The 12,485-nt window shown below is 66.6% G+C and carries 15 protein-coding genes; 2 read left to right on the top strand and 13 right to left on the bottom strand.

All coding sequences use genetic code 11. The features are described 5' to 3' along the window. Positions 1-57: 57 nt before the first annotated feature. Positions 58-300: an aldo/keto reductase gene (locus ACQR13_RS20285; protein ID WP_316165307.1), complete on the bottom strand. Its 243-nt coding sequence runs from the start codon at positions 298-300 to the stop codon at positions 58-60. Positions 301-378: 78 nt separating this feature from the next. Here ACQR13_RS20285 and xth point away from each other — a divergent pair, with 78 nt between their 5' ends. Next, on the top strand, positions 379-1,170 hold the full coding sequence (xth, locus tag ACQR13_RS20280; RefSeq protein WP_316186114.1) for an exodeoxyribonuclease III: 792 nt from the start codon (positions 379-381) through the stop codon (positions 1,168-1,170). Between the two features lie 14 nt (positions 1,171-1,184). Continuing rightward, a complete protein-coding gene (gene bla, locus ACQR13_RS20275) occupies positions 1,185-2,054 on the top strand; it encodes a class A beta-lactamase (RefSeq protein ID WP_315827514.1) in 870 nt (289 codons plus the stop codon). Here bla and ACQR13_RS20270 read toward each other — a convergent pair. From ACQR13_RS20270 to ACQR13_RS20215, 12 genes are all read right to left on the bottom strand, one after another. After that, on the bottom strand, positions 2,009-2,848 hold the full coding sequence (locus tag ACQR13_RS20270; RefSeq protein ID WP_434863135.1) for an urease accessory protein UreD: 840 nt from the start codon (positions 2,846-2,848) through the stop codon (positions 2,009-2,011). The two genes, bla and ACQR13_RS20270, sit on opposite strands and share 46 nt — an antisense overlap. After that, on the bottom strand, positions 2,845-3,489 hold the full coding sequence (gene ureG, locus ACQR13_RS20265) for an urease accessory protein UreG (RefSeq protein WP_316192982.1): 645 nt from the start codon (positions 3,487-3,489) through the stop codon (positions 2,845-2,847). The genes ACQR13_RS20270 and ureG overlap by 4 nt, the downstream gene beginning before the upstream one ends. After that, positions 3,486-5,192 carry an urease subunit alpha gene (gene ureC, locus ACQR13_RS20260; protein WP_434863134.1) on the bottom strand — a complete coding sequence of 569 codons (1,707 nt, stop codon included), beginning with the start codon at positions 5,190-5,192 and terminating at the stop codon, positions 3,486-3,488. The genes ureG and ureC overlap by 4 nt, the downstream gene beginning before the upstream one ends. Before the next feature lie 4 nt (positions 5,193-5,196). Further along, positions 5,197-5,895 carry an urease subunit beta gene (gene ureB, locus ACQR13_RS20255; protein WP_315711684.1) on the bottom strand — a complete coding sequence of 233 codons (699 nt, stop codon included), beginning with the start codon at positions 5,893-5,895 and terminating at the stop codon, positions 5,197-5,199. A gap of 16 nt (positions 5,896-5,911) precedes the next feature. Beyond that, complete coding sequence (locus tag ACQR13_RS20250; RefSeq protein ID WP_315711682.1) at positions 5,912-6,589, bottom strand: urease accessory protein UreF; 678 nt, start codon at positions 6,587-6,589, stop codon at positions 5,912-5,914. Beyond that, positions 6,582-7,031, bottom strand: a complete 450-nt coding sequence (gene ureE / locus ACQR13_RS20245; protein ID WP_315711680.1) for an urease accessory protein UreE — start codon at positions 7,029-7,031, stop codon at positions 6,582-6,584. Before ureE ends, ACQR13_RS20250 begins: the two co-directional genes overlap by 8 nt. Before the next feature lie 163 nt (positions 7,032-7,194). Next, positions 7,195-7,497, bottom strand: coding sequence for a putative quinol monooxygenase (locus ACQR13_RS20240; protein WP_257164995.1), 303 nt, complete (start codon positions 7,495-7,497; stop codon positions 7,195-7,197). Continuing rightward, positions 7,497-9,011, bottom strand: coding sequence for an amidase (locus ACQR13_RS20235; protein WP_315827508.1), 1,515 nt, complete (start codon positions 9,009-9,011; stop codon positions 7,497-7,499). The genes ACQR13_RS20240 and ACQR13_RS20235 overlap by 1 nt, the downstream gene beginning before the upstream one ends. An 86-nt stretch (positions 9,012-9,097) precedes the next feature. After that, a complete protein-coding gene (locus tag ACQR13_RS20230; RefSeq protein ID WP_315711677.1) occupies positions 9,098-9,799 on the bottom strand; it encodes an ABC transporter ATP-binding protein in 702 nt (233 codons plus the stop codon). Next, positions 9,796-10,524: an ATP-binding cassette domain-containing protein gene (locus ACQR13_RS20225; RefSeq protein WP_315711676.1), complete on the bottom strand. Its 729-nt coding sequence runs from the start codon at positions 10,522-10,524 to the stop codon at positions 9,796-9,798. Before ACQR13_RS20225 ends, ACQR13_RS20230 begins: the two co-directional genes overlap by 4 nt. Position 10,525: 1 nt before the next feature. Further along, positions 10,526-11,581 carry a branched-chain amino acid ABC transporter permease gene (locus ACQR13_RS20220; RefSeq protein WP_316202399.1) on the bottom strand — a complete coding sequence of 352 codons (1,056 nt, stop codon included), beginning with the start codon at positions 11,579-11,581 and terminating at the stop codon, positions 10,526-10,528. Beyond that, a complete protein-coding gene (locus ACQR13_RS20215) occupies positions 11,581-12,447 on the bottom strand; it encodes a branched-chain amino acid ABC transporter permease (protein ID WP_315711674.1) in 867 nt (288 codons plus the stop codon). The genes ACQR13_RS20220 and ACQR13_RS20215 overlap by 1 nt, the downstream gene beginning before the upstream one ends. Between the last annotated feature and the right edge of the window lie 38 nt (positions 12,448-12,485).

Raw genomic sequence — 12,485 nt, 5'->3', positions numbered from 1 at the left:
GCACTGCAGGCACGAGGCCTCAGGCTGATGATCCACAGCAGTTCCGCTCGTCCTGGACTAGCGACGCTCGTTCAGCATCGGGAAGCCGCGCCGATGCCAGACCGGATAGGCCGCCGGCGTGTCGTTCGCGGCGTCGAGCGTGGCCACCTGCTCCGCCGTCAGGCTCCAGCCGACCGCGCCGATATTCTCGATCAGCTGGCTCTCGTTGCGGGCGCCGACGATGATGGTCGCGACCGTCGGGCGCTGCAGCAGCCAGTTCAGCGCCACCTGCGGAATGTTGCGCCCGCCTGTGATTCCCACGCCATCCGCCTTGACCGGAGTGGTCGCGGCTTGATCTAACCGGGGCCGTTTCTCCTTCCCCCCGGGAACCTCAAGCCAATGCGTATCGCCACTTGGAACGTCAATTCGGTCCGGCAGCGGATCGATCACCTCCTGACCTGGCTCAAGGAATGCTCCCCGGACATCGTCTGCCTGCAGGAGATCAAGTGCACGGACGACGCATTCCCAAGGCTCGAGATCGAGGCGCTCGGCTACAACGTGGTGACGCACGGCCAGAAGACCTTCAACGGCGTCGCGCTGTTGTCGAAGCTGCCGTTCGACGAAACCAAGTCCGGGCTCGACGGCGATGCCGAGGACGTGCATGCGCGGTTCCTGGAGGGCGTGGTCAGCCTCAAGAGCGGGGTGGTGCGCATCGCCTGCCTCTACCTGCCCAACGGCAACCCGCCGAACACGGAAAAATATCCCTACAAGCTCAAATGGATGTCGCGGCTTCGTGACTACGCGCGTGAGCGGCTGAAGACCGAGGAGCCGCTGATCCTCGCAGGTGACTTCAACGTGATCCCCGCTGCCGCCGACGTCTCCAACCCCGAGGCCTGGGTCGAGGACGCGCTGTTTCGCCCGGAGACGCGCGAGAGCTTCCAGTCGCTGCTCGGCCTCGGGCTCACCGACGCGCTGCGCGCCGTCACCGATGCGCCGGGGCAGTACACGTTCTGGGACTATCAGGCCGGCGCCTGGCAGAAGAACGCGGGGATCCGGATCGATCACCTGCTGTTGTCGCCGCAGGCCAGCGACCGGCTGGTCGAGGTCGGCATCGACAGCTATGTCAGGGCCTGGGAGAAGCCGTCGGATCACGTGCCGGTGTGGGCCGATTTCGATCTCGAGACGGCGTAACTCGAGGACGGTCCATGACAATCTACACACGGCGGCAATTGTTTCCGCTCGCAATCGTGCCGCTGCTGGCGGCGAAGCCGGTGCTTGCCGCCGACCTGCAGGCCACCATCGCCGGCATCGAAGCCGACAGCGGCGGGCGACTCGGCGTGGCGCTGCTGGACACCGCGAGCGGGGCGCTCAGCGGCCATCGGCTCGACGAGCGTTTCCCGATGTGCAGCACCTTCAAGGCGCTGCTGGCGGGCGCGATCCTCACCAAGGTCGATGCCGGCACCGAGCAGCTCTCGCGCCGCATTCCCATCGCGCAAGGAGACATCCTGTCCTACGCGCCGGTCACCAAGGCCTATGTGGGGACGTCGGGCCTGTCGGTCGGCGAATTGTGCGAGGCGACCGTGACGCTCAGCGACAACACGGCGGCGAATCTGCTGCTGGCGAGCCTCGGCGGCCCCGCCGGCCTGACCCGCGCCATCCGCGGCTTCGGCGACGCCATCACCCGGCTCGACCGCATCGAGCCTGCGCTCAATGAAAGCGTGCCCGGCGATCCCAGGGACACCACGACGCCCGCGGCGATGGCGCAGACCTTGGCGAAGCTGACGACCGGCACGGCGCTGTCGGCGGCATCGCGCGACATCCTGAATGGCTGGCTGATCGCCTGCAAGACCGGTGGCGCCAAGCTGCGCGCCGGCCTGCCCGGCGAATGGCGCATCGGCGACAAGACCGGCGCGGGCGAGCGCGGCAGCAGCAACGATGTCGCCGTGATCTGGCCGACAGGGCGCGTGCCGGTCGTCGTGAGCAGCTATCTCACCGAGACCAAGGCCAGCGACGACAAGCGCAACGCGGTTCACGCAGCGGTCGGCCGAGCCGTCGCAGGCGCGCTCGGGGCCTGAGCCTCGCGATAGATCGCGGCGATCGCGTCGAATCCGGTGCGCAGCTGGCGCATCTGGCGGCCCGCGAGGCGCACGCCGAGACCGGCGCTCTCCGGCAGCAGGCTTGCCGCGGCGTAGAGGCCGTCGATGCAGGACAGCGCATCGGCGAGACGCTGGCGAAGCGCGGTGAGATCGTTCGTCAGCGGCAGCATCAGCACGGCCGAGCCGAATGCGCGATGACCGTTGAAGACGGCGACATCAGGATCGCGCAGCTGCATGCGGTCGATGAGGAGCGGCGCCTCGCCCGTCCGGCGCACGACGAGCGCGGAGTCGAGCTCGCGGAACAAGCGCCCCTGCCCGTTCGGATCATGCATCGTGAAGGCGTCGGTCACGAGGGCCAAAGCATCGGCGGCGCAGTGCAGTTCGAGCACCTGGCACAAGGCAGCCCCGGGGAACAGAATACGCGGCTCCGGCCGATAATCGAGCCTGGCGCCGGTCTCGACCCGGAGCAGCACCTGCTCCATGGCACGTGCGCCCGGCTCGGCGCGATGGACTGAGGTGGCGCCCTGCGTGGTCACGCAAACGGCTGCACCCGCATGGAGCGTGAAGCGCTGCATCAATCGGTCCTCGCCATGCACCGCGCCACTGCCGGTCTGCAGGATCACGCTGAGCAGGTCCGGCCGCGCAGCATCGGTGTGGAAGCTGCGTGTCAGCACGAACGGCCACGCGAACAGCCGGCGGTCGATCATGGTGCGGCCGCCGCGGCGAACGAAGGAGAGATCGAGCCGCGGCGGCTCTGGGGCTGAAGCGCTCACTTGCGGAACAGCACCTCGCGCTCGAGCAGATCGACGATCGCATCAATACCCTCGCCGCGTCGGCAGTTGGTCAAGAGCACCGGACGGCCGCCGCGCACCTCGGCCGCTTCGCGCCGCATGCGATCGAGATCGACGCCGACATGCGGGGCGAGATCGACCTTGTTGATGACGAGCAGATCGGCGCGGATCACGCCGGGGCCGCGCTTGCGCGGGATGTCGTCGCCGCCGGCGACGTCGATCACGAACATCCAGAAATCGGTGAGGTCGCGCGAGAAGGTCGAGGCGAGATTGTCGCCGCCGCTCTCCAGCAGGATCAGCTCGACGCCGGGAAAGCGCCGCTCCAATTCGTCGGCGGCCTCGATGTTGAGCGTCGGGTCCTCGCGGATCACGGTGTGCGGACAGGCGCCGGCTTCGACCGCCGACACGCGCGCCGGGTCGATCAATCCCGAGCGGCGGACGCGCTCGGCATCCTCGGCGGTGACGAGATCGTTGGTGATGACCGCGATGCCGATGCCGCGCGCCTGCAGCGCCGGGATCAGGCGCTCGACCAGAGCGGTCTTGCCGGAGCCGACCGGACCGCCGATGCCGACGCGCGCGGCGGTCATCGGCGCATCGGTGCGGGTGAGAGCGAGACGGCTCATCGCAGCATGAACCTCCTCGCGAGCGGCACGGTCGTCGCAGGCGGGCACATCAGCAGCTTGCCGTCGGCACGGACCTCGAAGGTCTGCGGATCGACCTCGACATGCGGCATCGCCGCGTTGCGGACCATGTCGGTCTTGCGCAGCCGGCGCACGTTCTTGATCTGCACGGTCTCACGGCCGAGCCCAAGCTTGGCGCGGATGCCGACGTCGACCGCGAGCTTCGACATGAAGTTGACGCCGAGCCGCTGTGGCGCTGCGCCGAGCGCACCCCACATCCGCTTCTGGATCATCGGCTCGGAGAGACCCAGACTGCCATTGCCGTCGCCCATCGCGGCCCACACCGGGAAGCCGTTCTTGATCACCATGTAGGGCTTGAGGCCGAACGAGGCGCGCGGCCACAGCACGAGATCGGCCATCTTACCGACCTCGATGGAACCGACGACATGATCGATGCCGACGGCGATGGCGGGATTGATCGTGAGCTTGGCGACGTAGCGCTTGATGCGCTCATTGTCGGCGCGCGCGGTGGTCTCCTCGGGCAGCCGACCGATGCGGTCCTTCATCACGCTGGCGAGCTGCCAGCATTTGGCGACGTTCTCGGCGAGACGTCCCATGCCTTGCGTGTCCGTGCCGAAGATCGAGATCGCGCCCATGTCGTGCAGGAAATCCTCGGCCGCCATCGACTGCGCCCGCACCCGCGCCTCGCCGAACATGACGTCTTCGGGCGCGTTGTAGTTGAGCTGATGACAGATCATCGTCATCGGCACGCCCTCCTCCATGCCGTAGGAGGTGTAGGGATTGGTCGGATTGGTGGAGGACGGGATCACGTTCGGCCAGGACACTACTTTGAGCAGGTCGGGTGCATGGCCGCCTCCGGCGCCCTCGACGTGATACATGTGGATGGTGCGGCCGTCGACCGCCGCCATCGTGTCCTCGCAGAAGCCGTATTCGTTGATCGAGTCGGTGTGCAGATGCACGGCGAAGTCGTTGCGGTCGGCGGCGATCAGGCTCTTGTCGATGACGTCGGGCGCGGCGCCAAAGTCCTCGTGGATCTTGACCGACATGCCGCCGGCCGCAACCGCCTCCTCGACAGCTTCGGGATCGGAGCCGCCGCGGCCGAACAGCGCGTAGTTCAGCGGCGAGAACTCGATCGATTTCAGGAAGTGCCCGAAATTCGGCCCCGAGCCGGAGCCGACATCGAACACCGGCCCGGAGCCGTTGCCGATCATCGTCGTGGTGCCGCCGGCCAGCGCATGGTCCGACTGTTCCGGCGAGATCAGATGCGCGTGGCTTTCGATCGCGCCGGCGGTGACGATGAACGGGCCGCCGGCGATCGGCGCGGTGGTGTGGCCGACCACCATATCCGGATGCACGTCCGGCATCACGTCGGGATTGCCGGCCTTGCCGATGCCGACGATACGCCCGTCGCGGATGCCGATGTCGGCCTTCACGATGCCGGCGACGGCGTCGACGATGTTCGCGTTCTTGACGACGACGTCGAGGATCTTGTGGGACGACGTGCGGTGGCCGGCGATGGCCTCGCCGTCGCGCAGGTTCTTGCCGGCGCCGACCAGGAGCTCATGGCCGTAGGTCGTGTAGTCGTGCTCGATCTCGGCGAGCAGGCTGGTGTCGGCGAGCCGGATGAGATCGCCCTTGGTGGGGCCATACAGCTCGGCATAGGCGCGGCGGGTCAGCGTGGCCATGAGTTCAAGCTCCCAGATAGCCGCGCGACTGCGCGAGTTTCAGCCCGGTCTCGCGCGCGCCGGCCGCGTCGAGCGGGCCGTTGACGAGTCCGGCCTGGCCGCGCACGATGCGGTCGCCGGTGATCGGCACGAGGCGTACCGATTTGGTGACGCCCGGCTCGAAGCGGACGCCGAGTCCCGCCGGACGATCAATCTTCATGCCCCAGGCGGCGGCACGATCGAACAACAGTGCGCGGTTGACCTCGAAGAAATGGGTGTGGCTGCGCACCTGGATGTCCCGGTCGCCGGTGTTGACGACGTCGAGCGTGACCGCCGGCAGCTCAGTGAACATCGCGATGTCGTCGCCGCCCGCAATGATTTCGCCGGGCACGAACTCGTCACCCGCAGTGCCGTCGGCCGGCTGGATCGGCTCGAACAGCGCCATTACCTTGGTGCCCTCGGCAAACATCAGCTCGACATAGAGCATCGGGATCATCTGGGCGACGCCGGGCTCGACGTCGTCGGTCGTGAGCAGCCGTCCCGCCATGTCGCGGATCTCGGCATAGGGCAGATTGCGGCGCGCCGCGGTCATCACCTCGTCGGTGATGTAGGCCACCGCCTCCGGATGGCTGAGCCTGATGCCGAGCAAGCGGTTGCGCCGCGCCATCTGCGCGGCGTTGAAGATCACGAGACGATCCATCTCGGTCGGCGACAGGTTCATCATGGCGCGGCACCTCTGGTCAGGTCGTGAACATGCGCACGTGCCGCAGCGGACCGCGCGACACGGCGATGTCGATGAAGGGCGTGAAGCTCGACGGCATCGCGTCGTCGTCGGGTGTCTCGTCGAGCAGATCAGCGAGCCGTGCGCGGGCAAGCGCGAGGCTGCGCTGCGACTCGATGTGGCCGATCAGGCCGAGCCGCACGGCGGCGCTGACGAGGCCGGCGACGAGGGTCCAGCCGGAGACCAGTTCGGCCGCGTCGAGGCCAAGGCCGGCATCGCGGCCGGTGATGGCTTGTACCACCGGCAGATGTCCGAGCCGCGCATCGGCAGAAGCGCGGGCACGGTACGCCTGAGACAACGGACCGGCGAGCTTGACCCAGACGCCGAGCAGCGCCCTGCCCGCGCGCCGCGAGCCCTCGCGCATCTCGGCCGACGGCGTTGTCGCCTCGGCGAGGCGATCCACGGCGGCGATCGCGGCAATGTCGTCGGCGTGCCAGGCGCGGCGGAGCAGGATGCGATCCATGCTGGCCCAGCGCTGCGCGAGGTGATCGGCAATAACGCCGTCGAGGTCGGCGCGACCGGACAGCAGGCCGTCGGCCGCGAGGCCTTCGATGCCCCAGGAGAACGCAAAGCCGCCGGCGGGAAAGGCACTGTCGCCGAGCTGCAGCAGCGCGAGCGCCTCGCCGCGGTCAAACATGATCGCGCTCCACGACCTCGCCGGCATCGAGCAGCGGCTGGATGCGGGCGCGATAGGTGTCGAGCGGGGCATCGAGCAGCACGATCAGATGATCGTCTTCGAAGCGGACGCGCCAGTGCAGGTTGCCGGCGTGCCAGCCGAGCTTCAGCGCACAGGCCGGATCGCGCGCGCGCAGGTGCCAGACCTGCTCCTCACCGAAGCGGGCGATGATGGCGCGATCGGAATCGAGATGCAGCAGCGCGCCGTCGACGAGCTGTTCGTCGCGATCGAGGCTGACGGCGCAGTCGGTGCCGCGATCGGTGGTCAGCCGGAAGCGCCTGCGGCCGGCGTCCTCCGGCGGCACGAACAACAGCTCGATGCCGCCGCGATGCTCCAGCGCGTGGAGTTTTCCGGCATAAGCCCTGTCGTCGGCGCGTCCTATGATGCCGTGCAAACGGAGCATCGGCGTGATTTCCTCTCGTTGACGTCATCACTGTCATTCCGGGGCAGCCCGCCAGGGCTGAACCCGGATCTCGAGATTCTCAGGTGCGCAATTGCGCACCATAGTTCGATGCTGTCGCATCGCCCCGGAATGACTGTGGAGACGGTTGGTACCTCCCAGCGCACTACCGCAGCGTCGCCGACACCTCCTGCGACGTCACGAGAATGACCTCGCCGTCGAGGATCGGCTTGGCGATGCCGAAGAACGTCGCCACCGCGGCGGAGCCGTTGTGGCGGTCCATCGCGGCCTTGTCGGCGAAGCGCTCGTAGGTCGTGAACAGACCGGGCTCGGTCTCGCTCTGCGAGATGAAGAACCCGATCGTCTCCGGCTCGTTGGCCGCGACATGAGCCGCGACGGCGACGAGGGCGTCGCGCATCGTGGCCTCGTGTCCCGCCTTGGCCCTGATGACCGCGGTGATGGTGATCATCAGAAGGTCTTCCAGTCGCCGTCGGCCTCGAACGCCGCCGCCGCCTGGTAGATGGTGGATTCGGCGTAGTCCTTGCCGATCAGCATCAGGCCAACCGGCAGGCCGTCCGAGAGGCCGCACGGCAGGGTCATCGCCGGATGACCTGTCACGTCGAACGGGCTGGTCGTCGCGGTCATCTCGAAGGCGCGCTGCACCACCTCGGCGAGCGGCGCATCCTTGGCCGGGATCGGCGTGGCGACGCACGGCAGGGTCGGCATCAGCAGCAGGTCGTAGGAGCCGAACATGGCGTCATAGGCCGCCTTGGCCTGGAGCGCGATGTTGCGCGACTTGGCGTAGTAGCGGCCGCGATAGTGCTCGAGGCCCCACTGGCCGACCAGCATCGTCAGCTTCAACGTCACCGACAGATCGTCGGCGCGCGTGCGCCAGCCGGAATGCGCATCGAGCAGACCGACATCGTAAAGGCCCTTCCAGTTGAACCCCATGCCGTTGCCGAGCATCATCTGCACGAGGAAGCCTTCGAGCGTGATCGGATTCCACGCCGCCAGCGCATGCATGTGTTCGGGGATCGAGACTTCCGACACGCTCGCGCCCATCTTGGCGAAGCGCTCCGCGCCAGCCTTGACCTTGGCGACCACGCCCTCTTCCATGTTGGGCGCGCTGAAGCCTTCCTTGAGGACGCCGATCTTGAGACCCTTGACGCCCTTGCCGAGCGCCTCGGTGTAGGCCGAGACCTTCGGCGCATATTGCCGGGGATCGAGACCGTCGGCGCCGGCCAGCACTTCGAGCAGCAGCGCATTGTCAGCGACCGACTTGGTCATCGGTCCGGTGTGGTCGATCGTCGATTCGATCGGCATCACGCCGGTGTAAGGCACGAGGCCGTGGGTCGCCTTCATGCCGTAGATGCCGCAATAGGACGCTGGAATGCGGATCGAGCCGCCCTGGTCGCCGCCGATCGCCATGTCGACCTCGCCGGCCGCCACCAGCGCGGCGCTGCCCGACGACGAGCCGCCGGCCGAATAGCCCATCTTCCAGGGATTGTGCACCGGCGCGGGATCGGAGGTGTGACTGCCGCCGGACAGGCAGAAGTGCTCGCAGACGGCCTTGCCGACGATGGTGCCGCCGGCATCGAGAATGCGGGAGACGATGGTGGCGTCGGCGGCGGGAATGAAACCTTCGAGCGTGGTCGAGCCGTTCATCATGGGAACGCCGGCGAGCGCGACGTTGTCCTTCAGCACGACGCTCCGGCCGGCGAGCTTGCCGCTGGACGCGCCCTTCACCTCGGTCTTGATCGCCCAGGCGTTGTACTTGTTCTCCTTCGGCGGCGGCTTGGCGCCCGGCGTGCGCGGATATTTGACAGGCGGCAGCGGGTTCGGCAGCTCGTCGATGATATCGTACTGGTCGAACATGCCGCCCATCAGCGACAGATATTCGGCGGCCTCCTCCACCGTCATGTTCATGTGCAGGCTGGCGGCGAGATCGGCGACTTCCTCGGCATTCGGGCGTTTGATGGACATGAGTCATCCTTTCTTGTGAGGACAAGCTGGGCAGAGACAGCAGATTGTCAGTTCAATGGGCCGGCGCAGCTGCGCCGGTACGGGCTCTAGCTCGGGACCATCTGACCTTCCCGGGCCAGGAGAGTCTCACGGTCGAGTTCCTCGGTGATACGCCCCTTCTGGATGTGCAGGATGCGGTCCGATAACGACGTGATGAATTCGAGGTTCTGCTCGACCACGATCAAAGACATCTTCCAGCGCGACTTCAACGCCAGCAGCGTCTCGATGATCTCCTCGATGATCGACGGCTGGATGCCTTCGGTCGGTTCGTCCAACAGGATCAGCTTCGGCTTGGTGCACAGGCAGCGTGCCAGCGCCAGCAATTGCTGCTCGCCGCCGGACAGCGCGCCGCCGCGGCGATCGAGCAGCCGCACCAGCCGCGGAAAATCCTGCAGCACGGTGTCGATGACGCTACGGTCCTCCTTGGGAGCCGCGGCGAGCCCCATGCGCAGATTTTCCATGACCGAAAGGTCCGGAAAGATCTCCCGGCCCTGCGGCACCAGACCGATGCCGAGCCGCGAGCGCTCGTGCGGCTTGAGATGCGTGATGGCTCGGCCTGCGAACACCACCGAGCCGTCGGTGGTTGGCAGATGCCCCATCAGCGTGCGCAACGCCGTGGTCTTGCCCATGCCGTTATGGCCGAGGATGCCGAGATATTCGCCGTCGGCGACCGTCAGGTCCACGCCGAACAGGATCGGGATCCGGCCATAGCCGGACTTGAGCCCGTTGACTTCGAGAAGCGCACTCATGCCGCCACCTTCTTGCCGAGATAGACGTCGCGGACGCGCTGGTCGGCGAGCACCTTGTCCACGGTGTCCTCGACCAGCACGCGGCCCTGGTGGAACACCGTCACGCGCTTGGCGATCTGCTTGATGAACTCCATGTCGTGCTCGACGACCACGATCGCACGGGTCTGGTTGATCTCGCGGATGATCGCAGCGGTGTGGAAGGTCTCCTCGTCGGTCATCCCCGCGGCGGGCTCGTCGAGCAGGATCAGCTCGGGCTCGGCGGCGAGCACCATGCCGATCTCGACCCATTGGCGCTGGCCGTGCGACAGCGTCGCGACGATGCTGTCGGCGTAGTCGGTCAGCCGGATCATCTCGAGCACGGCATTGACCGCCGGGCCCTGCTGGCGCGGGGTCGCCTTGCGGCGCACCGCCATCCAGATGTTCTCGCGCACCGAGAGGCCGTTGAATACGTTCGGGACCTGGGTCTTGATGCCGATGCCCATGCGCGCGATCTCGTGCGACAGCTTGCCGGCGATCGGCATGCCGCGGAACGCGATGCTGCCCGACGTTGGCACCAGTTGTCCCGTCAGCGTCTTGAAGAACGTGCTCTTGCCGGCGCCGTTCGGGCCGATCAGGCAGCGCAACTCCATCTCCTGCAGGGTGAAGGTGATGTCGTCATTGGCGACGACGCCGCCGAAGCGCATCGTCAGGTGCTCGGCCTTGAGCAGAGGAACGAGGTCCGCCATGTCATTCGGCTCCTGCAGGATGCGGCGCCGCAGCGGATTGCACCGGTGGACCATTGGCTTTCGGCTTGGAGGCCGGCATCAGCCGCATCACGAGATCGCGGGCGGTCGGCACCATGCCCTTCGGCAGCAGCAGCACGAAGATCACCAGCACGCCGCCGAGCACGAGGTTGGAGTTCAACAGCTGCTGCGAGCCGATATAGGCGACGATGTATTCGATGACGACGCAGCCGATGATCGGCCCCAACAAGGTGCCGAGCCCGCCGACCGTGATCCAGATGATGATCTCCGCCGACAGCGACAGGCTGAAGATGGTCGGACTGACGAAGGCGCCCCAGTTGACGTAGAGCGCGCCGGCAAGCCCCGCGATCGCACCGCCGAGGATGAAGGTCAGGCACTTCACCAGCCGCGGGTCGTAGCCGAGCAGCGAGGCCCGCACCTCGTTCTCGCGCACCGCGACGATGATCCGACCCGCCGGTAGCGCCAGCAACAGGCGCAGCATCAGGAACACGCCGAGCAGCACATAGGCCGTGGTCCACCACGACTGCTCCGGCGACAGCACGGTCGACGGATCGAACGGCATGTTGAAGGTCGGCACCGCCGGCATGCCGTTGAAGCCGCCGAGCAGCGCCTTGCCGATCTTGTACGCATCGCCCGAGGTCGAGTTGACCGAGTTGAACAGGATCAGGGTCACCGTGAGCGTGATGACGCCGAGATAGACGTCGGAGATGCGGCCGAAGAAGATGAAATAGCCGAGGATCGCCGCGAACGTCGCCGGGACCGCGATGGCCACCAAGATCGCAGGCGTCGAATCCTGGAAATTGATGGCCGCGATCGCATAGGCATAGCCGCCGAGCCCGAAGAACGCGGTCTGCCCGAACGACAGGATGCCGCCGAAGCCCCAGATGAAGGCGAGGCTGAGCGCCAGCACCGCCATAGCAGCGAACAGCGTCAGCTGCATCAGCGCGAACAGCTCGATGACGCTCGGCACGATCGCAATCGCTGCGATGGCAAGGACGATCGCGCCCACCTGGCCGGAAAGACGGAGGTGCTTGTCCATCACAGGTTCCCCTTGAAGAAGCGCCCGGAGATGCCCTGCGGCAGCAAGCGGATCAGCACGATCGCGGTGGTGAAGACGATCACCTCGCCATAGACCGGCGTGGTGAAATAGGCGCCGATCTGGTTGACCGAGCCGAACAGGCTCGCGGCCGAGAGTGTGCCGGAGAGGATCGCGGCGCCGCCGCCGACCACGGTCATGAACGCCTTGGCGACATAGGCGCCGCCCATCACGGGGGTGATGCCGGACACCGGCGCCAGCAGGCCGCCGGCGAGGCCGGTCACCGCCGCACCGAGCGCGAAGGTGCTCATGTAGACCCGGGCCGGGTTAACGCCGAGCGTCGCCGCCATCGCCGGATTCTGCATCGTGGCGCGCGCGACCAGGCCGAAGCGGGTGTAGCGCATCACGCCATAGATGATCGCCATCATGACCGCCGCCATCAAGGCGAGGAACAACGTGTAATAGCTCGACTGATATGAGCCGATCGAGAAGCCGCCGAGCGGCGTCGGCACGCCCTGCTGGGTGTTGCCATAGATCGTCGTGATGATCCCGATGATCAGGAGGCTGAGGCCCCAGGTCGCAAGCATCGAATCGACCAGGCGGCCATAGAGGAAGCGAATCAGGCAGCGCTCGATCACGAGCCCCACGATGCCGACGAACAAGGGCGCAATGATCAACATCGCGATCCAGATGTTCACACCGGCATTGGCGGAAATGACGGTCGCATAGGCGCCGAGCATGATGAACTCGCCATGGGCGAGATTGATGATCTTCATCATGCCGAAGATGATCGCCAGTCCCAGGCACAGCAGGAACAGCGACGAGATTCCATTGAGGACGTCGAGCGCGAGGATGACGTAGATCGCCATGCGGGGTCTTTCCAGGCAGTCCAGGAGACAACGGGTCC

The organism is Bradyrhizobium sp. HKCCYLRH3059, assembly GCF_051168035.1.
GTDB lineage: Bacteria > Pseudomonadota > Alphaproteobacteria > Rhizobiales > Xanthobacteraceae > Bradyrhizobium.
The sequence above is the reverse complement of the archived record's forward strand: the minus strand, read 5'-3'. Positions and strand labels throughout refer to the sequence as shown.